This is a genomic window from Burkholderia sp. BCC0044, assembly GCF_902832955.1.
Taxonomy (GTDB): domain Bacteria; phylum Pseudomonadota; class Gammaproteobacteria; order Burkholderiales; family Burkholderiaceae; genus Burkholderia.
On the sequence record NZ_CADFDO010000006.1, the window covers coordinates 282,401 to 307,784 of the forward strand.

24 protein-coding genes are annotated in these 25,384 nt (G+C 66.5%); 9 read left to right on the forward strand and 15 right to left on the reverse strand.

Going from position 1 to position 25,384, the window contains the following annotated elements:
• Positions 1–36 precede the first annotated feature (36 nt).
• The 7 genes from HWX14_RS31605 to HWX14_RS31635 all read right to left on the reverse strand — a co-directional run bounded on the left by HWX14_RS31605 (position 37) and on the right by HWX14_RS31635 (position 6,256).
• Positions 37–753, reverse strand: coding sequence for an ABC transporter ATP-binding protein (locus HWX14_RS31605; RefSeq protein WP_050017530.1), 717 nt, complete (start codon positions 751–753; stop codon positions 37–39).
• Entirely contained in the window at positions 753–1,529 is a 777-nt protein-coding gene (locus tag HWX14_RS31610) for an ABC transporter ATP-binding protein (protein WP_050017531.1), read from the reverse strand. Before HWX14_RS31610 ends, HWX14_RS31605 begins: the two co-directional genes overlap by 1 nt.
• Before the next feature lie 23 nt (positions 1,530–1,552).
• Positions 1,553–2,722: an ABC transporter ATP-binding protein gene (locus tag HWX14_RS31615; protein WP_175886138.1), complete on the reverse strand. Its 1,170-nt coding sequence runs from the start codon at positions 2,720–2,722 to the stop codon at positions 1,553–1,555.
• A 19-nt stretch (positions 2,723–2,741) separates the two neighbouring features.
• Complete coding sequence (locus tag HWX14_RS31620) at positions 2,742–3,692, reverse strand: branched-chain amino acid ABC transporter permease (protein ID WP_175886139.1); 951 nt, start codon at positions 3,690–3,692, stop codon at positions 2,742–2,744.
• A 211-nt stretch (positions 3,693–3,903) separates the two neighbouring features.
• Positions 3,904–4,548, reverse strand: a complete 645-nt coding sequence (locus HWX14_RS31625; RefSeq protein WP_175886140.1) for an amino acid-binding protein — start codon at positions 4,546–4,548, stop codon at positions 3,904–3,906.
• 269 nt (positions 4,549–4,817) lie between these two features.
• Complete coding sequence (ispH, locus tag HWX14_RS31630; protein WP_126362942.1) at positions 4,818–5,798, reverse strand: 4-hydroxy-3-methylbut-2-enyl diphosphate reductase; 981 nt, start codon at positions 5,796–5,798, stop codon at positions 4,818–4,820.
• Between the two features lie 2 nt (positions 5,799–5,800).
• Entirely contained in the window at positions 5,801–6,256 is a 456-nt protein-coding gene (locus tag HWX14_RS31635) for a peptidylprolyl isomerase (protein ID WP_006488950.1), read from the reverse strand.
• Positions 6,257–6,391: 135 nt separating this feature from the next.
• Here HWX14_RS31635 and radC point away from each other — a divergent pair, with 135 nt between their 5' ends.
• The 4 genes from radC (at position 6,392) to nadB (ending at position 9,580) form a co-directional block, all read left to right on the forward strand.
• Positions 6,392–7,165, forward strand: coding sequence for a DNA repair protein RadC (radC, locus tag HWX14_RS31640; protein WP_175886141.1), 774 nt, complete (start codon positions 6,392–6,394; stop codon positions 7,163–7,165).
• A gap of 237 nt (positions 7,166–7,402) precedes the next feature.
• Entirely contained in the window at positions 7,403–7,636 is a 234-nt protein-coding gene (gene rpmB, locus HWX14_RS31645; RefSeq protein WP_004186391.1) for a 50S ribosomal protein L28, read from the forward strand.
• 17 nt (positions 7,637–7,653) lie between these two features.
• Positions 7,654–7,821 carry a 50S ribosomal protein L33 gene (gene rpmG / locus HWX14_RS31650; RefSeq protein ID WP_006478046.1) on the forward strand — a complete coding sequence of 56 codons (168 nt, stop codon included), beginning with the start codon at positions 7,654–7,656 and terminating at the stop codon, positions 7,819–7,821.
• A gap of 172 nt (positions 7,822–7,993) precedes the next feature.
• Positions 7,994–9,580, forward strand: coding sequence for an L-aspartate oxidase (nadB, locus tag HWX14_RS31655; protein WP_175886142.1), 1,587 nt, complete (start codon positions 7,994–7,996; stop codon positions 9,578–9,580).
• Positions 9,581–9,683: 103 nt separating this feature from the next.
• Here nadB and nadC read toward each other — a convergent pair whose 3' ends face one another.
• From nadC to purN, 6 genes are all read right to left on the reverse strand, one after another.
• The gene (gene nadC / locus HWX14_RS31660) at positions 9,684–10,565 is read right to left on the reverse strand and encodes a carboxylating nicotinate-nucleotide diphosphorylase (protein WP_175886143.1); all 882 of its coding nucleotides are present in this window, start codon (positions 10,563–10,565) and stop codon (positions 9,684–9,686) included.
• Positions 10,562–11,698 carry a quinolinate synthase NadA gene (nadA, locus tag HWX14_RS31665; RefSeq protein WP_175886144.1) on the reverse strand — a complete coding sequence of 379 codons (1,137 nt, stop codon included), beginning with the start codon at positions 11,696–11,698 and terminating at the stop codon, positions 10,562–10,564. The genes nadC and nadA overlap by 4 nt, the downstream gene beginning before the upstream one ends.
• Before the next feature lie 251 nt (positions 11,699–11,949).
• Positions 11,950–13,146 carry an acyl-CoA desaturase gene (locus HWX14_RS31670; protein WP_175886145.1) on the reverse strand — a complete coding sequence of 399 codons (1,197 nt, stop codon included), beginning with the start codon at positions 13,144–13,146 and terminating at the stop codon, positions 11,950–11,952.
• 215 nt (positions 13,147–13,361) lie between these two features.
• A complete protein-coding gene (locus HWX14_RS31675; RefSeq protein WP_175886146.1) occupies positions 13,362–14,744 on the reverse strand; it encodes a mechanosensitive ion channel domain-containing protein in 1,383 nt (460 codons plus the stop codon).
• Between the two features lie 18 nt (positions 14,745–14,762).
• Positions 14,763–16,028: an RsmB/NOP family class I SAM-dependent RNA methyltransferase gene (locus HWX14_RS31680; RefSeq protein WP_175886147.1), complete on the reverse strand. Its 1,266-nt coding sequence runs from the start codon at positions 16,026–16,028 to the stop codon at positions 14,763–14,765.
• Positions 16,025–16,687 (reverse strand): phosphoribosylglycinamide formyltransferase, encoded by a 663-nt coding sequence (gene purN, locus HWX14_RS31685; protein ID WP_175886148.1) that lies wholly within the window; start codon positions 16,685–16,687, stop codon positions 16,025–16,027. The genes HWX14_RS31680 and purN overlap by 4 nt, the downstream gene beginning before the upstream one ends.
• Before the next feature lie 78 nt (positions 16,688–16,765).
• On the opposite strand from purN, the gene HWX14_RS31690 reads away from it, so the two are divergent.
• From HWX14_RS31690 to dut, 5 genes are all read left to right on the forward strand, one after another.
• The gene (locus HWX14_RS31690; protein ID WP_347879879.1) at positions 16,766–17,803 is read left to right on the forward strand and encodes a bifunctional riboflavin kinase/FAD synthetase; all 1,038 of its coding nucleotides are present in this window, start codon (positions 16,766–16,768) and stop codon (positions 17,801–17,803) included.
• 101 nt (positions 17,804–17,904) lie between these two features.
• The gene (gene ileS / locus HWX14_RS31695; RefSeq protein ID WP_175886150.1) at positions 17,905–20,742 is read left to right on the forward strand and encodes an isoleucine--tRNA ligase; all 2,838 of its coding nucleotides are present in this window, start codon (positions 17,905–17,907) and stop codon (positions 20,740–20,742) included.
• A gap of 2 nt (positions 20,743–20,744) precedes the next feature.
• The gene (lspA, locus tag HWX14_RS31700) at positions 20,745–21,245 is read left to right on the forward strand and encodes a signal peptidase II (RefSeq protein ID WP_124677943.1); all 501 of its coding nucleotides are present in this window, start codon (positions 20,745–20,747) and stop codon (positions 21,243–21,245) included.
• A 67-nt stretch (positions 21,246–21,312) separates the two neighbouring features.
• Positions 21,313–22,524, forward strand: a complete 1,212-nt coding sequence (gene coaBC, locus HWX14_RS31705; RefSeq protein WP_175886151.1) for a bifunctional phosphopantothenoylcysteine decarboxylase/phosphopantothenate--cysteine ligase CoaBC — start codon at positions 21,313–21,315, stop codon at positions 22,522–22,524.
• A 55-nt stretch (positions 22,525–22,579) separates the two neighbouring features.
• Complete coding sequence (gene dut / locus HWX14_RS31710) at positions 22,580–23,026, forward strand: dUTP diphosphatase (RefSeq protein ID WP_006488961.1); 447 nt, start codon at positions 22,580–22,582, stop codon at positions 23,024–23,026.
• Between the two features lie 60 nt (positions 23,027–23,086).
• Here the strand turns inward: dut and HWX14_RS31715 are convergent, their stop codons facing one another.
• A complete protein-coding gene (locus tag HWX14_RS31715; protein ID WP_175886152.1) occupies positions 23,087–23,857 on the reverse strand; it encodes a hypothetical protein in 771 nt (256 codons plus the stop codon).
• Positions 23,858–23,996: 139 nt separating this feature from the next.
• A complete protein-coding gene (locus HWX14_RS31720) occupies positions 23,997–25,376 on the reverse strand; it encodes an amino acid permease (protein WP_175886153.1) in 1,380 nt (459 codons plus the stop codon).
• Positions 25,377–25,384 lie beyond the last annotated feature (8 nt).

The window sequence follows — 25,384 nt, forward strand, 5'->3', positions numbered from 1 at the left end:
TGCGACCTGCGCAACCGGGCCCGCTCACTCCATCGCTTACTCGCCCAGATACGCGGCGCGCACCTTCGGATCGTCAAGCATCTGCTTCGCGTCGCCTTCCATCGTGACCGTGCCCGAATCCATCACGTAGCCGCGGTCGGCCGCCTGCAGCGCGAGGCGTGCGTTCTGCTCGACCAGCAGCACCGTGATGCCCTCCTTCGAGATCTCGCGCACCACTTCGAAGATCTTCTCGACCATGATCGGCGACAGCCCCATCGACGGCTCGTCGAGCAGCAGCAGCTTCGGCTTGGACAGAATCGCGCGCGACATCGCCAGCATCTGCTGCTCGCCGCCCGACAGCGTGCCCGCGAGCTGCGTCGCCCGTTCCTTCAGGCGCGGGAAGAAGCCGAACATCCGGTCGACGTCCTTCTTGATCTGGTCGTTGTCGTTGCGCAGGTACGCGCCCATCTGCATGTTCTCGATGATCGACATCCGCGCGAAGATCCCGCGGCCTTCCGGCACCATCGCGAGGCCGCGCTTGAGCAGTTCGTGCGACGGCACGCCCTTGATCGACTTGCCGTCGTACTCGATGTCGCCCGCCGAGTACGGCTTCAGGCCGGTGATCGCCTTCATGGTCGTGGTCTTGCCGGCGCCGTTCGCGCCGATCAGCGTCACGAGCTCGCCCTGACGGACTTCCATGTCAACGCCCTTGACGGCCTGGATGCCGCCGTAGTTGACCTGCAAGCCCTTGATTTTCAACATTGCCGCTGCCATCAGTGCACCCCTGCGCCGAGATATGCCTCAATCACCTTCGGATTCTTCTGCACGTCCTGCGGCAGACCCTCGGCGATCACCTTGCCGTAATCGAGCACCGTCATCCGGTTGCACAGCCCCATCACGAGCTTCACGTCGTGCTCGATCAGGAGAATCGTGCGGCCGTCCGAGCGGATCTTGTCGAGCAGGCGCGTGAGTTCGACCTTCTCGGTCGCGTTCATCCCGGCTGCCGGCTCGTCGAGCGCGAGCAGCTTCGGGTCGGTCGCCAATGCACGGGCGATTTCCAGACGACGCTGGTGACCGTACGACAGGTTGCGCGACGTGTAGTCGGCGTACTGCAGCACGCCGACGTAGTCGAGCAGCTCGATCGCGCGTTCCTTGATCTCGCGCTCTTCCTGACGTTCGGCCGGCGTCTGGAACACCGCGCCGAGCAGACCGTGCTTGGTGCGCACGTGGCGGCCCACCATCACGTTCTCGAGCGCCGTCATCCCGCCGAACAGGCGGATGTTCTGGAACGTACGCGCGATGCCGGCCTTGGCCACCTGGTGCACGGCCGTCGGCGTGTAGTTCGTGCCGTCCAGCTTGAAGTCGCCGGAGTCCGGCGTGTAGAGGCCCGTGATCACGTTGAAGAACGTGGTCTTGCCGGCGCCGTTCGGGCCGATCAGGCCGTAGATCTCTCCTTCCTTGATCTGCAGGCCGACGTCGGACAGCGCCTGCAGCCCGCCGAAGCGCTTGTTCACGCCCGAGACGGACAGTCGGATTTGCTTGTCGCTCATGTGTGTATCCCCTTGTCCGTAGGTTAAGCGCGCACCGGCTTCTTGCTGTTGCGCTTCGCCAGTTTCGCGATCTTGTCCTCATGCTTCGGCGCGGGCCACAAGCCTTCCGAGCGGTACAGCATGATGATCACCATCGCGAGGCCGTACAGCGCCTGACGGATCACTTCCGTATCGACGATGTCATGACCGAACAGCGCGTGCTGCAGCGGGCTCATCGTCGAACGCAGGAATTCCGGGAAGATCGCGAGCAGCACCGCGCCCAGGATCACGCCCGGGATGTGGCCCATGCCGCCGAGCACCACGCACGCGAGCACGACGATCGATTCCCAGAACGTGAACGACTCGGGCGACACGAAGCCCTGGAACGCGCCGAACATCGAGCCCGACAGGCCGCCGAACGACGCGCCCATCGCGAACGCGAGCAGCTTCACGTTACGGGTGTTGATGCCCATCGCCTTCGCGGCGATCTCGTCTTCGCGGATCGCGGCCCATGCGCGGCCGATACGCGAGTGCTGCAGACGCGTACACACCCAGATCACCAGCAGCGAGCAGAGCACGAACAGGTAGTAGTACATGTACACCGACGGCAGCTGGAAGCCGAACAGCGAGTGCGTCTGCGACAGGTTGAAGCCGCCGACGTGCACCGGATCGATGCCCGTGATCCCCTTCGGGCCGTTGGTGATGTTCACCGGACGGTCGAGGTTGTTCATGAAGATCCGGACGATTTCACCGAAGCCGAGCGTCACGATCGCCAGGTAGTCGCCGCGCAGGCGCAGCGTCGGCGCGCCGAGCAGGATCCCGAAGGTCGCCGCCAGCGCCATCGCGATCGGCACGATCAGCAGGAACGGCACATGCAGGCCGTTCGGCGCGAGCGCCGCGATCCACTCGAACTGCGAGGTCAGGTGCGGCGAGCTCAAGAGCGCCGCCGTGTAGGCGCCCACCGCGTAGAACGCGATGTAGCCGAGGTCCAGCAGGCCGGCGAAGCCGACCACCACGTTCAGGCCCAGCGCGAGCATCACGTACAGCATCGCGAAGTCGAGCACGCGGACCCAGTAGTTGCCGCCGGCCGAGCCGATCACGATCGGCGCGGCGATCACGAGAACGGCGGTAAGAAGGCCGATGACGACGGTCTTGGCGGTGTTGCGCTCTTCGACGAGCGACGTCGACGATTCGATCGGTTGAATGGATGTCATGTCGTTTGCTCCCCTTCCGTTACGCGCGGTCCGCGACCCGTTCGCCCAGCAGGCCCGACGGACGGAACACCAGCACGATGATCAGCACGACGAAGGCGAACACGTCCTGGTAGTTACTGCCGAATACGCCGCCCGTGAGGTTGCCGATGTAGCCGGCCCCGAGCTGTTCGATCAGGCCGAGCAGCACGCCGCCGACCATCGCGCCGCCGAGGTTGCCGATCCCGCCGAGCACCGCGGCGGTGAACGCCTTCATGCCGGGGATGAAGCCCATGTAGAAGTGCACGTTGCCGTATTCGGACGCGATCATCACGCCGGCCAGCGCGGCGAGCGCGGAGCCGATCATGAACGTCGCGGAGATCACGAAGTTCGGGTTCACGCCCATCAGGCTCGCCGTATTCGGGCTTTCGGCGATCGCGCGCATCGCGCGGCCGAGCTTGGTCTTGTGCACGAGCAGCAGCAGGCCGCCCATCACGATGAACGCGACCGCGATGATCACGATTTCGGTGACCGAGATCACGGCGCCGGGCGTCGTGTCGGTGGCCTTGATCACGTTGATCGGGTCGGTCGGCAGCAATTGCGGGAACGGCAGCGGGTTGCGCGACCAGATGATCATCGCAGCGGTCTGCAGCAGGATCGACACGCCGATCGCGGTGATCAGCGGCGCGAGGCGCGGCGCGCGGCGCAGCGGCCGGTACGCGACGCGTTCGATCGTGAAGCCGACGAACGCACAGACGATCGCGGCAATGCCCAGGCCGATCGTCAGCGTCGCGACGTTGCCTAGGCCGGGAAAGTGGTTCTGCAGCACGGTGATGGCCGACAGCGCGACCATCGCGCCGATCATCAGCACGTCGCCGTGCGCGAAGTTGATGATGCCGAGAATGCCGTACACCATCGTGTATCCCAACGCGATGATGGCGTACACACTGCCGAGCACCAGCCCGTTGAGAACCTGCTGGACGAAAATATCCATTTAAAGCTCCTTGGCCCCTGCTGCCGGAGGACGTTGCGCCCCGCGGGTAAGCGAGGAATCGCGCCTTCTCGGCGACACTGCGGGTACTAGTCGATACCGGTAAGGGTGGATCGTCCCGGCGCGCGCCGCCCGGCCTGTACGGCCGGACCTGCCGCCGGAGCGGATACAAAAACGGCACCGCACTGTTCCGGTGCCGTCATGAGTCCCGTCGCTAAATCGTCACGACATCGAGGACGGTGTTCGTGGCCTCCTTGAAGTCGTGGGGCAGCATGCCGAGACGGCCGTCGTCCGGTTGCCCGGCATCCGTGCCTTGGCCCGTCCGGTGCGATGCAAGCATCGCGCCAGGACGGATCGGATTCCGCGCCGCGTCGCCGGTCAGGGCGTTGCGGCAGCCGCGCCCGACTTTCGTCAGGACTGCATCGGAATCCATCGTACGAACCAGACTGCGCGTCGCGACACGGTCGGTCGCGGCGGCGCGCTGTTTCGTCGAATCGAATTGAAGGGGGGACCGTGGCCTCGGCACGCTGCCGGCAACGCCGCGATCGTCCGGCATCCGTCGGCCGTCGGCTTGCCGCGCCGCTGCCCGCATGCCCGCTGCCGGCCCGGTCGTCAGGCCAAGCGCGTTGAGTTCCTCGATCGTCAAACGTGCCCCGTTTTCCTTGTCCCTGCCCAGTTGCGCGATACGGCGCGCCGATGGCGCCGCACGTCCGGCTCCGGCGGCGCGCACGCCGCTGGCCGATGATGCCGCGAACCCCGCAGCCTCGCTGCCCGCCTCGTCGTCGCTCTTTTTGCTGCAGCCGGCAAGCATTGCAACCGGTGCGGCGACGGACACGGCGTAAGCCAACTTCACATGCATTGAATGGTCTCCCGCGCCTTGCCAAAACCCGTTTCAAAGCCATTCCGGCTTGAAAACGGGCGCATTGTAACTCCATTTATAGGCCGCCAATATTCCTGATTCGATGGGGTTTTCCTGCATTGCAACCAATTTTGAGACACGATTCGGCGCAACGGGAGCAACCGGGTTGCACTGCGAAGGGGAATAATGGTTGCGATGTGAATTTCGAGGCACAAAAAAAGCGCGCCGGGAAGGCGCGCTTCGGTGTTCCGCAGGGTGCGATGCGGCAATCAGGCGGCGGGCGGCAGGTTCAACCCGCGCGGCAGCGGAAACGACACGTTTTCCTCGATGCCGTCGAGCGCGCGGACGTTGCGCACGCCGAGTTCGCGCAGCCGCGCGATCACGGCCTGGGCGAGCACTTCGGGCGCCGACGCGCCGGCCGTCACGCCGATGCGGCGCTTGCCCGCGACCCATGCCGGATCGATCTGGTCCGGCGCATCGACCATGTACGCAGCCACGCCGCGCTTTTCGGCCACTTCGCGCAGCCGGCTCGAGTTCGAGCTGTTCGGGCTGCCGACCACGATCACGACATCGCATTGCGGCGCCATGAACTTCACCGCGTCCTGGCGGTTCTGCGTCGCGTAGCAGATGTCCTGCTTCTTCGGCTCGCGGATCTTCGGATACTTCGCCTTCAGCGCGCCGATGATCTCGGCCGCGTCGTCGACGGACAGCGTCGTCTGCGTGACGAGCGCGATGCGCTCGGGATCGGCGAGCTCGAGCTTCTGCACGTCCTCGACGCTTTCGACGAGATGCATGCCGCGCTCGACCTGGCCCATCGTGCCTTCGACTTCGGGATGGCCCTTGTGCCCGATCATGACGATGTCGACACCATCCTGGCGCATCTTCGCCACTTCGACGTGCACCTTCGTGACGAGCGGGCAGGTGGCGTCGTAAATGCGCAGCCCGCGCACGTCGGCCTCGTCGCGCACGGCTTTCGACACGCCGTGCGCACTGAAGATCACGGTGTTGCCGGCCGGCACTTCCTCGAGTTCCTCGACGAAGATCGCGCCCTTCTTCTTCAGATCCTCGACCACGTACTTGTTGTGGACGATTTCGTGACGCACGTAGATCGGCGCACCGTGCATCGCGATGGCGCGCTCGACGATCTCGATCGCGCGGTCGACGCCCGCGCAGAAACCGCGCGGCTGGGCCAGCAGGATTTCGGCGTCGGCGGCGACGGTCTGCGCGGACAGCGTATCGGTGGTACTCATGATTACAGGATTCCGATGATTTTCACTTCGAACGTGAGCGCCTGGCCCGCGAGCGGATGATTGAAGTCGAACAGCGCGGAAGTCTCGCTGACTTCCTTCAGCACCCCCGCGTAGCGACCGCCATCCGGCGCGTTGAACTCGATGAGTTCGCCCGGCGTGAAATCGTCGCCGACCATCCCGTTCTCGCGCAGCGTCGACAGCGTCACGCGCTGGAGCATGTCGGGATTGCGGGGGCCGAACCCCTGATCGGGGGCTAGCTGAAAAGTCGAATGGTCGCCGACCCTGAGCCCGAGCAGAATCTGTTCCAGCGACGGCGCCAGTTGCCCCGCGCCCAGCAACAGCGTGGCCGGCTTGTCCGAGAAGGTGTTGACGATGTCGGCGCCGTCGGCCAGGGCCAGCCGGTAATGCAACGTGACGTGGGAACCGGGCTTCACTTCGGATAGATCGATGAGGCTCATGAATTACTCGTTCAGTCGGCGCCCGCTACGGCCGAATGGCCCGGCGCAAAGCCAATATTGTAAGTCACCTGAGCGTGCAAGGCGGAAAGTGCGACGACGTTGCGCACACCGCCCGCCGCCAATGGAGTTCCGACCATGCCGTCACCCTGCCTCATCCTGCCATCGGCCGAATGCCGCGACACCACCGATGCGGCGGCCGATCCGCCCGCCCGCGTCATCCCGATCAACCCGCGCAGGCGCCGCCCGGGCGACTGGCGGCCCGAGCGGCCGCGCGAACGGTTGCTGGAACGCGGGCCGGCCGCGCTGACCGACGACGAACTGATCGCGCTGCTGCTGGGCACCGGCAAGCCCGGTCACGACGTATTCGTGATCGCCCGCGAACTGGTCGCTCAGTACAAGTCGCTGCGCGGCTTGCTCGAAGCGGACGCCGACGATTTCGAGGCGCACCCCGGCATCGGCCCCGCGCGCTCCGCGCGGCTGGTCGCGGTCACCGAGATCGCCCGGCGCATGCTGGAGGAGAAGGCACGGGAGGGGATGCAGATCGATTCGCCCGGCGCCGTCGAGGATTGCCTGCGAATGAAGATCGGCACGCTCCCGCACGAAGTGTTCGTCGCGGTCTACCTGGACGCCCGCAACCGCATGATCGACATCGAGGAAATCGCGCGCGGCTCGCTCACGCGCATGGCCGTCTATCCGCGCGAGATCGTGCGCCGCGCGATGAAACAGAACGCCGCAGCCCTGATCGTCGCGCACAACCATCCGTCGGGCGCGGTGCAGCCGAGCGCGGAAGACCGCCGCCTGACCCGCGTGCTGAAAGACGCGCTCGAACTCGTCGACGTGCGGCTGCTCGATCACGTCGTCGTCGGCGTCAGCGATACTTTCTCGTTCGCACGGGCCGGTTGGCTGTAGACTGTGGCGCGGCGGCCCATCCTAGGGCGCCGCAACGACGAAGCGAAATTAGGTTTGATTTTTCTGAACTTTTTCTGCTAGAATCGTCGTCTGTCTTTTTTCCAACCAGTTCTAGCCATCGAAGGGCCTTGTCTGTAAGGGCTACGGCGTTCTGAGTGCAGCCATGGATCACGTGGCGGTGCGATGGAACCTTCACCGGCGATCGAACCCCGAATTTAGCGTATTAGGAGTGCTCTCATGGCACGCGTATGCCAAGTAACTGGGAAAGCGCCGATGAGCGGCAACAACGTTTCCCACGCCAACAACAAGACGAAGCGCCGCTTCCTCCCGAACCTGCAAAACCGCCGGTTCTGGGTTGAGAGCGAAAACCGCTGGGTGCGCCTGCGCGTTTCCAACGCGGGCCTGCGCCTGATCGACAAGAACGGCATCGATTCCGTGCTCGCTGACCTGCGCGCACGCGGCGAAGCCTAAGCCCAAGGAGCACAATCATGGCAAAAGGCGCCCGCGACAAGATCAAGCTTGAGTCGACCGCTGGTACGGGTCACTTCTACACGACCACGAAGAACAAGCGCAACATGCCGGAAAAGATGGCGATCAAGAAGTTCGATCCCGTCGTCCGCAAGCATGTGGAATACAAAGAAACCAAGATCAAGTAATCTCCGGTTTCTGCCAGCCTGACGGCGACCGAAAAGCCCCGCACTGCGGGGCTTTTCGTTTTGGCGCGCAGTTTGCGCGCACGCGCTCGCGCCCGACGCGGTATGCTCTCTCCTTTCCGCGGCCACGGCCGACGGAACGCAAGATCAAAAAGCGCAACGATGGAGATGCAGCATGAAATTCGACGTGGCGATCGTCGGCAGCGGCCTGGCAGGGCTGTCGGTCGCACTCAACCTGGCCAGCACGCGACGTGTCGCGCTGATCGCGAAACGTTCGATGATGGAGGGGGCGAGCGATAACGCGCAGGGCGGCATCGCGGCGGTTCTCGACTCGGCGGACAGCATCGAGAACCACGTCGACGACACGCTGGTCGCCGGCGGCGGCCTGTGCGACGAAGGCGCGACGCGCTACATCGTCGAGCACGGCCGCGAGGCGATCGAATGGCTGATCTCGCAAGGCGTGCCGTTCACGAAGGACGACGCGGCCGAACTCGGCTTTCACCTGACGCGCGAAGGCGGCCACAGCCACCGCCGGATCATCCATGCGGCCGATGCGACCGGCCATGCGGTGCTCGCGACGCTGTCGGAGCGCGCGCGCCAGCATCCGAACATCACGTTCTTCGAAAACCACCACGCGATCGACCTGATCACGTCGGACCGGCTCGGCCTGCCCGGCCGCCGCTGTCACGGCCTGTATGCGCTCGACGTCGACAACGACCGCACGATCACGATCGAGGCGCCGCACACGGTGCTCGCCACCGGCGGCGCCGGCAAGGTCTACCTGTACACGACGAACCCCGACACCGCGACCGGCGACGGTATCGCGATGGCGTGGCGGGCCGGCTGCCGCGTGTCGAACATGGAATTCATCCAGTTCCACCCGACCTGCCTGTTCCACCCGTATGCGAAATCGTTCCTGATTTCGGAGGCCGTGCGCGGCGAAGGCGGCTTGCTGAAGCTGCCCGACGGCACGCGCTTCATGCCCGCGCACGATCCGCGCGCCGAACTCGCGCCGCGCGACATCGTCGCACGCGCGATCGACTTCGAGATCAAGAAGCGCGGGATCGACTGCGTGTATCTCGACATCAGCCATCAGCCGGAAGCGTTCCTGCGCGAACATTTCCCGACGATTCATGCGCGCTGCCTCGAATTCGGCATCGACATCGCGAAACAGCCGATCCCCGTCGTGCCGGCCGCGCACTACACGTGCGGCGGCGTCGTCACCGATCTCGCCGGACGCACCGATCTCGCCGGGCTGTATGCAGTCGGCGAAACGTCGTACACGGGGCTGCACGGCGCGAACCGGCTCGCGAGCAACTCGCTGCTCGAATGCCTCGTGATCGGCCGCGCGGCGGCCGAGGCGATCGAGGCGGCCGGCTTCGACGCCGACGCGCCGGCCACGCTGCCCGCGTGGGACGAAAGCCGCGTGTCGGATGCGGACGAAGAAGTCGTCGTCGCACACAACTGGGACGAACTGCGCCGCCTGATGTGGAACTACGTCGGCATCGTGCGCACCGACAAGCGCCTCGAACGCGCGAAGCACCGGCTGTCGCTGCTGCGCGACGAGATCCACGAGTACTACGCGAATTTCCGCGTGACGCGCGATCTGCTCGAACTGCGCAACCTCGTCGACGTCGCAACGCTGATCGTGAAGAGCGCGCACTCGCGCCGCGAAAGCCGCGGGCTGCACTATAGCCGCGACTGGCCGCACACGCTGCCGAAGGCATTGCCGAGCGTGCTTACGCCACGCGTGCGCCGCTGAGCGGCGCGCCGCCCTTCCCGGCTGCGGCTGCGGCCGCAGCACAAGAAAAAAGCCGTTGGCGTTTGCACGCCAACGGCTTTTTGTCTGATCGGACGACGTTCGGTCAGTCGACGATTCGCATCGAATAGTCCGTCGCCCGCACGTCCTTCGTCAGCGCGCCGATCGAGATGCGATCGACGCCCGTCTCCGCGAACGCGCGCACCGTATCGAAATTGACGCCGCCCGAGACTTCGAGCACGGCCTTGCCCGCAGCCACGCGCACTGCTTCGCGCATCATGTCGAGAGTGAAGTTGTCGAGCAGCACCGACTGCGCGCGATGTGCGAGCGCCGTGTCGAGCTGCGCGAGCGTCTCGACTTCGACCTGCACGGGCACGCCCGACTCCAGCGCGAACGCCGCATCGAGCGCCTCGCCGACACCGCCGGCCGCCGCGATGTGGTTCTCCTTGATCAGGATGCCGTCGTACAGCGCGAGCCGCTGGTTCTCGCCACCGCCCACGCGCACCGCGTACTTCTGCGCGAGCCGCAACCCCGGCAGCGTCTTGCGCGTATCGAGGATCTTCGCGCGCGTGCCCTCGACGCGCTCGACGTAACGGCGCGTCGCGGTCGCGACACCCGACAGCAGTTGCAGGAAGTTCAGCCCGTTGCGCTCGGCCGTCAGCAGCGCGCGCGCGGGCCCTTCGAGTTCGCAGACGGTCGAATCCGGCGTCATCCGGTCGCCTTCGCGATAGCGCCATTGCACGACGATCGACGGATCGATCCGCGCGATCACGCCCTCGAACCACGGCACGCCGCACAGCACGGCTTCCTCGCGCACGATGATCCGCGCGCGGCGGCGCTCGCCGGCCGGCACGAGCCGTCCGGTCTGGTCGCCGGCGCCGACGTCTTCGGCGATCGCATCGGCCACGTTGCGCGCGATCGCTTCGTCGAATGCCGCGCCGTATTGGGCGCGGACGGCGTCGAACAGCGGGGATACGGCGTTGCTCATGCCGCCCCCACGTTCGCGAACAGTGGCTGGTCGCGCTGCAGATCGCCGCTCGCCTGCACGCGCTTCTTGTGCGCGGCCGCGAATTCGAGCATCCGGTCGATCGGCAGACGTGCGCGCTCGCCGATCGCGGGATCGACGAAGATCTCGTTGTGACCGCGTTCGAGCACGTCGGCGAGGTTCGCGAGGCCGTTCATCGCCATCCACGGGCAGTGCGCGCAGCTCTTGCAGGTCGCGCTGTTGCCGGCCGTCGGCGCGGCGATGAAGGTCTTGCCGGGTGCGGCAAGCTGCATCTTGTGCAGGATGCCGAGATCGGTCGCGACGATGAAGCGCTTCGCGTCGAACTTGACGGCCGCGTCGATCAGTTGCGTGGTCGAGCCGACGACATCGGCCTGCGCGACGACGTTTTCCGGCGACTCGGGGTGGACGAGCACCTTCGCGTCCGGATATTCGGCACGCAGCAGGTCGAGCTCGATGCCCTTGAATTCGTCGTGGACGAGGCACGAGCCCTGCCACAGCAGCATGTCCGCGCCGGTCTTCTTCTGGATGTAGCTGCCCAGATGGCGGTCCGGCGCCCAGATGATCTTTTCGCCGCGCGCGTGCAGGTCGGCGACGATCTCGAGGCCGATCGACGACGTGACCATCCAGTCCGCGCGCGCCTTCACGGCCGCGCTGGTGTTCGCGTAGACGACGACGGTACGGTCCGGATGCGCATCGCAGAACGCCGAGAATTCGTCGACCGGGCAGCCGAGGTCGAGCGAACAGGTCGCGTCGAGATCGGGCATCAGGATCCGTTTGTTCGGGCTCAGGATCTTCGCGGTTTCGCCCATGAAGCGCACGCCGGCGACGACGAGCGTCTGCGCGTCGTGGTCGCGGCCGAAGCGGGCCATTTCGAGCGAATCGGCCACGCAGCCGCCCGTTTCGTCGGCCAGTTCCTGCAGTTCGGCATCCACGTAGTAGTGGGCGACGAGCACGGCCTTTTCACGGGCGAGCAACGCCTTGATGCGTGCCTTCAGCGCAGCGCGCTCCTCGGCGGACGGCGCGTCGGGCACCTTGGCCCATGCCTGTCCGACGCCGCACACGGTCCCTGCTGCGACGGGCCGGTCGTACTCGACGGGTTTGATCGTCGATTGCATCTCCATATCTCCTGTCGGCCGGAGTTAGTGCTTCAGCACTTACTCCGGCCCCATGCTTCGCGGTCGACCCAAGTTAGCGCTTTAGCGCTTACTTGGGTCCCATGCTACGCGGTCGGCCGGACACCACGCGCCACGGCCCCAAGCCTCATACCAATCCGGGCACCACCGATCCGTCAAAAACCGGCGGCCCAAATGAAAAAACCCCGCCAACGCGGGGTTTGTGACGTCCTGAGATTCTAATCGATTTCGAATCAGGCGTAGCGACGCAGGCGTGTCGCGAATTCCTGCAGCGCCTTGATGCCGCTTTGTTCTGCGCGATGGCACCAATCCTGCAATTGCGCGAGAAGCTGTTCGCGCGACGCGGTCGAACGATCCCAGATCGCGGCGAGATCCTGGCGCAGCTGGAAGTACGTATGCAGCTTCTGGCTGTTCGCGAAGATTTCCGGCAGCAGCTTCTTCTGCGGCTCGTCGAGGCCGTCGGCGTCCTTGTGGAACCACTTGCGCGCGCCGCGCATCAGCTGGTACTTCTCGCTCGAACCGAGTTCCTTCAGGTGCGCGAGCTCCTGACGGTACGCACGCTTCACGGCCTTGCCGTAGCTCGCCATCACTTCGTAGCGGTTCGACAGCACGGCCTGCAGCGTTTCCTGGTCGAGCACCGTCTTCGGCTTGTTCAGGCGCGGCGTCGGCGCGACCTTCTTCACTTTCGCGAGACCGAATGCCGACATGATGCGGATGTACATCCAGCCGATGTCGAACTCGTACCACTTGTTCGACAGCTTCGCCGACGTCGCGAACGTGTGGTGGTTGTTGTGCAGTTCTTCGCCGCCGATCACGATGCCCCACGGGAACAGGTTCGTGCTCGCGTCGGCCGAGTTGAAGTTGCGATAGCCCCAGAAGTGACCGAAGCCGTTGACGACACCCGCCGCCCAGAACGGAATCCAGACCATCTGCACGGCCCACACGGTCAGGCCGAGCACGCCGAACAGCGCGACGTCGATCACCATCATCATGCTGATGCCGAGAATCGGGTACTTCGAGTAGACGTTGCGCTCGAGCCAGTCGTTCGGCGTGCCGTGGCTGAACTTGCGCATCGTCTCTTCGTTCTTCGCTTCCGCGCGATACAGCTCGGCGCCCTCGAGGAATACCTTCCAGATGCCGCGCGTCTGCGGGCTGTGCGGATCTTCCTCGGTCTCGCACTTCGCGTGGTGCTTGCGGTGAATCGCGGCCCACTGGCCGGTCAGCATGCCGGTGGTCATCCACAGCCAGAAACGGAAGAAGTGGCTCGCGATCGGATGCAGCTCCAGTGCGCGGTGCGCCTGGCAGCGGTGCAGGTAGACGGTCACGCCGATGATCGTGACGTGCGTGACGGCGAGCGCGAACAATGCGACTTGCCACCACGAAAAATGCAGGAGCCCGTGGGAAAGAAAATCGAGCACAGAATTCAACAAGGCAGTTACCCGTGATGAGAGCGACGCCACGCTGGCGTCAGAAGAATGAAAGCATACCGCGTGTAGACCAGAATTTTACTTCAACCGTTCCAAGTCTTTGTAAAAAATGAATATTTTCTTGCCCTGACGCAATCCGCGCGGTCCATGTGCGGACTGGGAAAGACCCGCGATCCGGTTTCGACCGCACAATCGGTACGATTGACCGCCCGCACCCGCTACGCCGCCGGCGCGTGCCCGTCCAGCGCACCGTTGGCCGCCGCCGGCTCGCGCCCGGCTGCCGCGTCCGCCGCGGGAAAACCTTCCGGCAGCCCGACCACGCGCACTTCGCGCTGCGGAAACGGAATCGAGATCCCGTGCTCGCTGAACAGCCGCCAGATGTTGCGGTTCACGCTCGAGCGCACGCCCGACGTGCCTTTCGCGGAATCCTCGATCCAGAAACCGAGCTCCAGGTCGATCCCGTCCGCGCCGAAACTCACGAGATACGGGGTCGGCGCCGGCTCGGCCAGCACACGCGGCACGTCCTTCGCGGCGTCGGCGAGCAACGCGAGCGCCTGCTCGACGTCGCTCGTGTACGCGACCTGCACCGCGACCTTCGCATAGCCGCGCGTCAGGTACGACGACTGGTTCTGCACGACGTCGGTGATCAGCTTCTCGTTCGGGATCAGCGTCTCGTTGCCGTCGAGGCCGCGCACGACCGTGTAGCGCGTGCGGATCTGCGTGACGACGCCCTGCAGCCCGCCGACGCTGATCGCGTCGCCGAGCCGCAGCGAGCGGTCGAGCAGGATGATGAAGCCCGACACGTAGTTGCTCGCGATCTTCTGCAGCCCGAAACCGAGGCCGACGCCCACCGCGCCGCCGAACACGCCGAGCACCGTCACGTCGATGCCGACGAGCGACAGCCCGATCAGGATCGCCGCGAACACGAGCAGCGCGCGGCCGACCCGCGACAGCACGACCTTCAGGTTCGCGTCGAGCGTGCTCGCGCGCGACAGGCGATCCTCGAGCACCGAGCCGAGCCACATCGCGACCATCAGCGTCACGCACACCCACAGCGCGCCGGAGATCACCGACAGCAGCGTGAGGTGCGCGGTCGCGACCCGGAACTGCACGCTGTCGAGCCAGCCGAGCACGTCGCGCTGGATGCCGAGCACGGTCATCACCATCGCGGCCCACACGACGGTCGACACGATCTTCTCGACGATCGACAGCCACGCGTGCGTGTGGCCGTCGCGCGCGAACACGCGCCGCGCGAAGAAGAACAGCACGTAGATCAGCCCGATGCCGAACAGCGGCACGAGCGCCAGCGACAGCAGCGACGTCGACATGAACGGATCGAACGCGAGCTGCGCGCCGCCGACGAACACGCTGCCGAACAACGGAAACAGCGCGCGCTTCAGGCTCTGCGCACCCGCGCCCGGCGCGCGTCCGGCCGCCCGCCGCCGCGCATCGATCCGGCCGTGCACGAAGCGCGCGGCCACCCACGCGAAACACAGCGCACCGACGAGGATCGCCGCCTGCCAGATCATCACCGGCTGGTGGAAATCGCGAATCACCGATGCCAGCCGGTGCGACAGCAGGCGGCTCTGCAGATTCTCCATCGTCCGTCCGGGCAGTCGTTACTGCGCGGCGCGGCGCTCGAGCACCGCGGCGAAGAAGCCGTCGGTCGCGTGACGGTGCGGCCACAGCGACAGGTAGTCGCCCGTCTCGAGCTCGATGCGCTGATCGGCCAGCACCTGCTGCGCCGGCACCAGCACGAACTCGGGGTGATCGACGAGGAACTGCTCGACGATGCGCTCGTTCTCGGCATCGAGCACGCTGCAGGTGGCGTACACGAGCCGGCCGCCCTTCTTCACGAGCCGCGCGGCGCTCGCGAGGATCGACGCCTGCTTCGGCGTCAGCTCGTCGATCGCCGTGCGCGTCTGGCGCCACTTCAGGTCCGGATTGCGGCGCAGCGTGCCGAGGCCACTGCACGGCGCGTCGACCAGCACGCGGTCGATCTTGCCGGCGAGCCGCTTGATCTTCGCGTCGTGCTCGCTGTCGATCAGCACCGGGTTCACGTTCGACAGCCCGCTGCGCGCGAGGCGCGGCTTCAGCTTCGCGAGGCGCTTCTCCGAGATGTCGAACGCATAGAGGCGCCCGGTCGAGCGCATCATCGCGCCGAGCGCGAGCGTCTTACCGCCCGCGCCCGCGCAGAAATCGACGATCATCTCGCCACGCCGCGGCGCGACCAGCGAGCACAGCAGCTGGCTGCCTTCGTCCTGCACCTCGATCGCGCCTTCCTCGAACAGCTTCAGCCGCGTCAGCGCCGGCTTGCCGACCACGCGCACGCCGAACGGCGCGAACGGCGTCGCGCCCGCATCGATACCGCTCACGCGCAGCGCCTCGATCACCTGGTCGCGGGTCGCCTTCTGCGCGTTGGCGCGCAGGTCGAGCGGCGCCGGATAGTTCAGCGCGGCGGCGAGCTGCGCGAGCTCGTCGGCGTCGAAACGGGCCGACAGCGCCTGATGAATCCAGTCGGGCAGGTTCGTGCGAATGCGCACGGGCAGGCTTGCCGGATCGATCTTCGACACGTGCTCGAGCCACGCGGACTCGGTGTCGGACAGGAACGGCTTCAGCGCATTGCGCCCCATCGTCTGCATCAGGCCGAGCAGCGTGAGGCGCCGCGCGGGCGTGCCCGTGCCGCTTTCGGCCAGATGCGAGAACTCCATCTTCCGGCGCAGCACCGCGAACACGGCCTCGGCGATCACGCCACGCTCGGCATGCCCGAGCTTCGGGTGCGCGCGGAAGAACCGGCTCGTCGTCGCGTCGGCGGGGCCGGCGAACTTCAGCACCTCGGCGAGCAGGGTTTCGGTCTGGCCAATCAGGAATCCGTGCAGCTTCATACGCCCTCACTCGTTTCGGTTTGCGGTTGATCCGCGAAAATCCAGCGCGCCTCTTCGGGCGCGACCACTGCACGGCCGTCCTCGAGGCGCAGACGCCCCTCGACGAACCAGCGCACCGCACGCGGATACAGCACGTGCTCGACCATCAGCACGCGCTGCGCGAGGGCGGCCGCGTCGTCGCCGGCGCGCACGGGCACCGCGCCCTGCGCGACGATCGCCCCGCTGTCGAGCTCGGGAATGACGAAATGCACGCTCGCGCCATGCAGCGCGACGCCGGCATCCAGCGCCTGCTGGTGCGTGTGGATGCCCTTGAAGCTCGGCAGCAGCGACGGATGGATGTTCAGCAGCCGGCCTTCGTATCGTCTGACGAATGCGGGCGTGAGGATGCGCATGAAGCCGGCGAGCACGACGAGATCGGGCGAGAAACGGTCGATCTCGGCGGCGAGCGCCGCGTCGAAGCTGTCGCGGCCATCGAACGACCGGTGGTCGACCACCGCCGTCGCCACCCCGTGCGACGCGGCAAAAGCCAGCCCGGCCGCATCGGGCCGGTTGGCGATCACGGCGGCAATCTCGGCCGGCCAGCGTTCCTGCGCGCACGCGCGGACGATGGCCTCCATGTTGCTGCCGCGACCGGAAATCAGGATCACGAGTTTTTTCATCCGCGAATTTTACCATTCGCCTTCGCGTTTCCCGCCTTCTCGGCCGTCGGCCCGTCCGAACGTTTATAATCTTCTGCTTTGCGGCTTCCCACCGCCCATTCCCCCGACGCTGCATCCGCTATCGTGAAAGTCTTCCGCGGCCTGCCCAACGCCGAGAGCCGCGCCCCGTGCGCGCTGACGATCGGCAACTTCGACGGTGTCCATCGCGGCCACCAGGCCCTGCTCGCGCGCGTGCGCGCGGCAGCGGACGCGCGCGGCCTGCCCGTGTGCGTGATGACGTTCGAGCCGCACCCGCGCGAATTCTTCAACCCGGCCGGCGCGCCGCCGCGCATCGCGATGCTGCGCGACAAGCTGGAAGCGCTGCGCGACCACGGAGTCGACCGCGTCGTCGTCGAGCACTTCAACCACACGTTCGCGAGCCAGTCGCCGCAGGCGTTCGTCGAGCGCACGCTGGTGAACGGGCTGCACGCGCGCTGGATGATGGTCGGCGACGATTTCTGCTACGGCGCGAAGCGCGCGGGCACCTTCGACACGCTGAAGGCGGCCGGCGAGCTGCATGGCTTCGAGGTCGAGCAGATGGGCACGGTGGCCGGCAGCGACGGCACGCGCATTTCCAGCTCCGGCGTGCGCGCGGCGCTCGCCGCGGGCGATCTCGACGCGGCCGCGCAGGCGCTCGGCCACGGCTATGCGATCAGCGGCCACGTCGCGCACGGGCTGAAGCTCGGCCGCGATCTCGGCTTCCCGACGCTGAACCTGCCGATCGCGCACAAGCGGCCGGCGCTCGCGGGCATCTTCGTCGTGCAGGTGCACGGCCTCGGCCCCGCGCCGCTGCCGGGCGTCGCGAGCCTCGGGCTGCGCCCGACCGTCGACGATTCGGGCCGCGTGCTGCTCGAAGTGCACCTGCTCGACTGGCATGGCGATGCGTACGGCAAGCTGATCCGCGTCGAATTCCTGAAAAAGCTGCGCGACGAAGCGAAGTTCGACGATCTCGAAGCGCTGTCGCGCGCGATCGCGCTGGACGTCGCGAATGCGCGCGCGTACTTCATCGAGCGCGATCGTGCGCCGGGCAGCCGCGCGACGGGCTTCTCGACGTCGGCCACTGACCGAATTAGCTGATCCGGACGGCGGCGCCTCGCGCCGCACCCTCGCGCCGCCCTGCCGCGCGCCTACCCGATTCACGACGCCCGAGCGTCCCCGATTTAGATAGCGATCCCATCATGAGCAACAAGAAAGCCGATTCGAAACCGCAGGCCAAGTATCCGGTCAACCTGCTCGACACGCCGTTCCCGATGCGCGGCGACCTGCCCAAGCGCGAGCCGCAGTGGGTCAAGGAGTGGGAGGAGCGCGGCATCTACGAGAAGATCCGCGCGGCCAGCAAGGGCCGGCCGAAGTTCATCCTGCACGACGGCCCGCCGTATGCGAACGGCGACATCCACCTCGGCCACGCGGTCAACAAGATTCTGAAGGACATCGTCGTCAAGTCGCGCAACATGGCCGGCTTCGACGCGCCGTACGTGCCGGGCTGGGATTGCCACGGGATGCCGATCGAGATCCAGATCGAGAAGCAGTTCGGCAAGTCGCTGCCGGCGGCCGAAGTGATGAGCAAGGCGCGCGCATATGCGACCGAGCAGATCGAGAAGCAGAAGGTCGGCTTCAAGCGCCTGGGCGTGCTCGGCGACTGGGCGAATCCGTACAAGACGATGAACTTCGTGAACGAGGCGGAAGAAATCCGCGCGCTCGGCAAGATCATCGAGAAGGGCTACGTGTATCGCGGGCTGAAGCCGGTCAACTGGTGCTTCGACTGCGGCTCGGCGCTCGCGGAAGCGGAAGTCGAGTACAAGGACCGCACCGACCCGACGATCGACGTGATGTTCGCGTTCGCGGAACCGGAAAAGACCGCGCACGCGTTCGGCCTGCCGGCGCTGCCGCGCGCCGAGGGCGGCATCGTGATCTGGACCACCACGCCGTGGACGATCCCCGCCAACCAGGCGCTGAACCTCCATCCGGAAATCGTCTACGCGCTGGTCGACACGGAGCGCGGGCTGCTGATCATCGCGGAAGAGCGCGTCGAAGCGTGCATGGCCGACTTCAAGCTGACCGGCCGCGTCGTCGCGACCGCGCCCGGCGTGAAGCTCGCGAACCTGCGCTTCCACCACCCGCTCGCGTCGGCCCACCCCGGCTACCAGCGCACCGCGCCCGTCTACCTCGGCGACTACGTGACGACCGACACCGGTACCGGCGTCGTGCACTCGTCGCCTGCGTACGGTATCGAGGACTTCCAGTCGTGCAAGGCGCACGGGATGACCGACTCGGACATCATCAACCCGGTGATGGGCGACGGCCGCTACATCGAATCGTTGCCGCTGTTCGGCGGCCTGTCGATCTGGGACGCGAACCCGAAGGTCGTCGACGCGCTGAACGCAGCCGGCTCGCTGCTGCGCAGCGAGCACTACAAGCACAGCTACATGCACTGCTGGCGTCACAAGACGGCGATCATCTACCGCGCGACGTCGCAGTGGTTCGCCGGCATGGACGTGACGCCGCAAGACGGCGGCAAGACGCTGCGCGAAACCGCGCTCGAAGGCATCGACGCGACCGCGTTCTACCCGTCGTGGGGCAAGCAGCGCCTGTTCAGCATGATCGCGAACCGGCCCGACTGGACGCTGTCGCGCCAGCGCCAGTGGGGCGTGCCGATGGCGTTCTTCGTGCACAAGGAAACCGGCGAGCTGCACCCGCGCACGCTCGAGCTGCTCGAGGAAGTCGCGAAGCGCGTCGAGCAGTCGGGTATCGAGGCGTGGCAATCGCTCGACCCGCGCGAGCTGATCGGCGACGACGCGAACCTGTACGAGAAGAACCGCGACACGCTCGACGTGTGGTTCGACTCGGGCACGACGCACTGGCACGTGCTGCGCGGCTCGCACAAGGATCAGCTGCAGTTCCCGGCCGACCTGTACCTCGAAGGCTCGGACCAGCATCGCGGCTGGTTCCACTCGTCGCTGCTGACCGCATCGATGATCGACGGCCGCGCGCCGTACAAGGGCCTGCTCACGCACGGCTTCACGGTCGACGGCGAAGGCCGCAAGATGAGCAAGTCGCTCGGCAACGGCATCGACCCGCATGAAGTCGCGAACCGCCTCGGCGCGGAAATCATCCGCCTGTGGATCGCGTCGACCGACTACTCGGGCGAGCTCGCGATCTCCGAGGAAATCCTGAAGCGCGTGACGGAAGGTTATCGCCGGATCCGCAACACGCTGCGCTTCCTGCTCGCGAACCTGTCGGATTTCGACTTCGCGCAGCACGCGGTGCCGGTCGACGAATGGCTCGAGATCGACCGCTACGCGGTCGCGTTCTCGCAGCAACTGCAAACGGAGCTGCTCGGCCACTACGAGAAGTACGAATTCCACCCGGTCGTCGCGAAGCTGCAGACGTACTGCTCGGAAGACCTCGGCGGCTTCTACCTCGACGTGCTGAAGGACCGCCTGTACACGAGCGCCGCCGATTCGCGCGCGCGCCGCTCCGCGCAGACCGCGCTGTATCACCTGACGCACGGCCTGCTGCGCGTGCTCGCGCCGTTCCTGTCGTTCACGGCGGAAGAAGCGTGGAAGGTGTTCCAGCCGGCGAGCGACACGATCTTCACGGAAACCTACTACGCGTATCCGGAAGTCGCCGGCTCGGCCGCGCTGATCGAGAAGTGGGCGCTGCTGCGCGAAGTACGCGGCAACGTGACGAAGGCGCTCGAGGAAGCGCGCACCGCGAACCGCATCGGTTCGTCGCTGCAGGCCGAAGTGGCCGTGCAGGCGAGCGGCGCGCGCTACGACGCGCTGACGAGCCTCGGCGACGACCTGAAGTTCGTGCTGATCACGTCGGCCGCGACGGTCGTCCAGGTCGACGACGAAGCGCAGGAAAGCGTCGACGTGGCCGCGTCGAAGTACCAGAAGTGCGAGCGCTGCTGGCACTACCGCGAAGATGTCGGCGCGCACGCCGACCATCCGACGCTGTGCGGCCGCTGCTTCTCGAACCTGTTTGAAAACGGCGAAATCCGGAGCGCTGCTTAAATATGGCGAAGACCCTGTCGAAACCGGCCAGCGGCGCGCTCGCGCCCTGGCTCGGCATTTCGCTGATCGTGATCCTGTTCGACCAGCTGTCGAAGATCGCGATCCTCAAAACGTTCGCGTACGGCGCGCAGCATGCGCTGACGTCGTTCTTCAACCTCGTGCTGGTGTACAACCGCGGCGCCGCGTTCGGCTTCCTGTCGACCGCGAGCGGCTGGCAGCGCTGGGCGTTCACCGCGCTCGGCGTCGGCGCGACGCTCGTGATCTGCTTCCTGCTGAAGCGCCACGGCCACCAGCGGCTGTTCAGCGTGTCGCTCGCGCTGATCCTCGGCGGCGCGCTCGGCAACGTGATCGACCGGCTCGTCTACGGCCACGTGATCGACTTCCTCGATTTCCACCTCGGCGCGTGGCACTTCCCGGCGTTCAACCTCGCCGATTCCGCAATCACGGTGGGCGCGGTGCTGCTGATCTACGACGAGCTGCGGCGCGTGCGCGGCTCGCGCTGAGCGCGCATACTCCGTGTCGACGGCCGGCTTCGCGCCGGCCGTTCCGTTTGACCCCAGGAGGCCTGAGTTGGCACACGCAGAACTCGCAGGAAAACACCTCGTTCTCGGCCTGACGGGCGGCATCGCCTGCTACAAGATCGCCGAACTCACGCGGCTGCTCGTGAAGGCCGGCGCGACCGTGCAGGTCGCGATGACCGACGCCGCGACCCAGTTCATCACGCCCGTCACGATGCAGGCGCTGTCGGGCCGGCCCGTCTATACGAGCCAGTGGGACGCGCGCGTCGACAACAACATGGCGCACATCGACCTGTCGCGTGAAGCCGACGCGATCGTGATCGCGCCCGCGTCGACGGATTTCCTCGCGAAGCTCGCGCACGGGTTCGCCGACGACCTGCTGTCGACGCTGTGCGTCGCGCGCGACTGTCCGCTGCTCGTCGTCCCCGCGATGAACCGCCAGATGTGGCAGAACCCGGCCACGCAACGCAACGCCGCGCAATTGCGTGCGGACGGCGTGTCGGTGCTCGGCCCGGATTCGGGCGCGCAGGCCTGCGGCGAAGTCGGCGACGGCCGCATGCTCGAGCCCGAGGCGATCTATGAAGCGATCGTCGCGCACTTCGCGCCGAAGGTGCTCGCGCACCGCCGCGTGCTGATCACGGCCGGGCCGACGTTCGAACCGCTCGACCCGGTACGCGGCCTGACGAACCGCTCGAGCGGCAAGATGGGTTTCGCGCTCGCGCGCGCCGCGCAACAGGCCGGCGCGGACGTGCACCTCGTCGCCGGGCCGGTCGCGCTCGATACGCCGTGGGGCGTGTACCGCCAGGACGTGCAGACCGCGCAGCAGATGTACGACGCGGTGATGCATGCGGTCGCCGACGCGGACATCTTCATCGCGGTGGCCGCGGTCGCCGACTGGCGCGTCGCTCAACCCGCGGAGCACAAGATGAAGAAGACGGCCGACCGCAAGATGCCGGCGCTCGCGTTCGTCGAGAATCCCGACATCCTCGCGTCGGTCGCGGCGCTGCCCGATGCGCCGTTCTGCGTCGGCTTCGCGGCCGAAAGCGGCGACCTCGACGTGCACGGCGACGAAAAGCGCAAGCGCAAGAACGTACCGCTGCTCGTCGGCAACCTCGGCCCGCTGACGTTCGGCCTCGACGACAACGAAGTCGTGCTGTTCGAGGCCGCCGGCCTCACGCGCCTGCCGCGCGCGCCGAAGGACGAACTCGCGCATGCGCTCGTCGCTGAAATCGCGAAGCGCCTGCCCGACAACCGCCTGATCTGATCCCTTGCGCGGCGGCACGCGCCGCCGCGCCCTTCCCGACCGATTCGACGACCGCATGAAACTCGACCTGAAGATTCTCGACGCGCGCATGCGCGACTACCTGCCCGCCTACGCGACCACCGGCAGCGCCGGCCTCGACCTGCGCGCATGCCTCGACGCACCGGTCACGCTGCAGCCGGGCGAAACCACGCTGGTGCCGACGGGCCTCGCGATCCACCTCGCCGATCCCGGCTATGCGGCGCTGATCCTGCCGCGCTCGGGCCTCGGCCACAAGCACGGGATCGTGCTCGGCAACCTGGTCGGCCTGATCGACTCCGACTACCAGGGCCAGTTGATGGTCTCGACGTGGAACCGCGGGCAGACCGAGTTCGTGCTGAACCCGTTCGAACGTCTCGCGCAGCTCGTGATCGTGCCGGTCGTGCAGGCGCAGTTCAACATCGTCGACGAATTCACCGAGAGCGATCGCGGCGAAGGCGGCTTCGGCAGCACCGGGCGCCACTGAGCCACGCAGCACGAAAAAAAGGGGCCATGCTGAGTGGCCCCTGTTCTCTTTCAAGCGCCGTCACTTGCCGGCCGGTTGCGCGATCCTCGCGGGAGCCGGTTCGCGGCGCCGCGCCTGCGCGATGCTCGCATAGACGACCATCGCGACCAGCACGCCGAGCAGCACCGCCGACGAGCCGACCGTGCCGAGCGCAAGCCCGCCCTTCGCGACCGGCTTCGTCAGCAGGTCGCCGACCGTCGCGCCGAACGGACGCGTGAGCACGAACGCGGCCCAGAACAGCAGCACGCCCGAGATCCGCGTGAAGTAGTGCGCGAGCACGATCACCGCCAGCAGCGCACCGATCAGCAGCGCGCCGCCGCCGAAGCCGAGCCCCGAGCTGTCCGCGAGGAAGTCGCCGAGCGCGGTGCCGAGCGTGTTCGAGAACAGGATCGCGATCCAGTACAGCAACTCGACCTTGCGCGTACGGATCAGGTCGACCGACAGCGATTCGCCGCTGAATCGCCACACCGCGAAGATCGCCAGCAGGATCGCGACGAGGATCGACGAGCCGGCCGCATAGCCGAGGCCGAGCGTACGGTCCATGAAGTCCGACATCGTCGTGCCGGCCGTGCTCGTCGCGACGATCACGGCCCAGTAGATCGCCGGGCGATAACGCGTCGTCCTGAGCTGGGCGCCCAGCGTCACGAGAAAGAAACCGAACAGCAGGATCGAGCTCACCGCGTAGCCGACGTTCAGCGTCATCGACAGCAGGTCGCCGCCGGTTTCGCCGAGCGTCGTCGCGCAGATCTTCATGATCCAGAACGCGAGCGTGATTTCGGGAAGTTTGTTCATTCGAACCCCTTTTTGCTGGAAACGGCGCGCCGGTGCGGGCCGACGCGCCATGCAGACAGGATCGAATGTAGTCGCCGCTCGCTTAACGGAACCTTAGCGACTGTGAAGAACGGCGTGGACAACCGCCACGCCGGCGCGGTCAGCGCGCGTGCTGGTGCCGGTAATGCAGCGCGTACGCGAGCGTCAGCAGCACGACGAAGACGACGCCGACCACCATCGTCATCCGGAATTCGCGCGTGAAAGCGGTGGTCAGCAGGATCGCCGCGACGAGCCCCGCGCCGAGCAGGCTGCCGAACGGGTGCCCCCACATCCGGAACGCGAGCGCGGGGCCGCGATACCGCGCACGGAACCGCAGGTGCGTGACGAAGATCATCAGCCACGTGAACAGCGCGCCGAACATCGCGATCGCCATCATCACCGTGAACGCGGTGTCGGGCGCGAGCGCGACCAGCACGGCCGCCACCGCGACGCCGCTCGTCGAGATCCACAGCGCCGCGCGCGGCACGCCGTTCGCGCCGAGCCGGCCGAACACCGCGGGCGCGAGGCGCGCACGCGAGAGGCTGAACATCATCCGCGTCGTCACGTAGAGCTGGCTGTTCATCGCCGACAGCGCGGCGATCAACAGCACGAAGTTGATCACGCCCGCCGCGTACGGCACGTGCGTCGCGGCCATCACCTTCACGAACGGGCTTTCGTCGGTGCCGGCCTGCGTCCACGGCACGATCGCGAGCATCAGCGCGAGCGTCAGCAGGTAGAACAGCACGAGCCGGAACACGGTCGAGCGGAATGCGCGCGTGACCGCGTGCTGCGGATCGCGCGCCTCGCCGGCCGCGATCGCGACGGCTTCGATGCTCATGTAGCTGAAGATCGCGACAATCACCGCGACCCAGGTGCCCCACGGCCCCTTCGGCATGAAGCCGCCGTGTGCGGTGTAGTTCGCGAAACCGATACCCGATGCGGCCGGCGCCGACCACACGAGATACGCGCCGAGCACAATGAACACGATGATCGCCGCGATCTTCAGCAGCGAGAACGCATATTCGACCGTCCCGTACAACGCGACGCTCGCGAGGTTCACCGCGATCAGCAGCGCGGAGAAGCCGATCACCCAGTACCAGCCGGGCACGGCGGGGAACCAGTACTTCATGAACACGGCGATCGCGCTGATCTCGGTGCCGATCGCGAACACAACCGCGAACCAGTACGCATAACGCACGAGAAAACCGGCGAGCGGGCCGACGTAGTGCTCGGCATAGGCGCCGAACGAGCCGGCCGTCGGATGCGCGACGGTCATTTCCGCGAGCGCGCCCATCAGCAGCAGCGCGATCAGCGCGCCGATCGCATACGAAACCAGCACGCTGGGGCCGGCCAGCCCGATCGCGAACCCGCTGCCGAGGAACAGCCCGGTGCCAATCGCGCCGCCGATCGCGATCATCGCCATCTGCCCCGACGTCAGCGCGTGGCGCAACCCTTGTTCGCGCGCGACGATAGCGTCGAACGACCGTTGTTGTTGTGTCACTGCGTTAC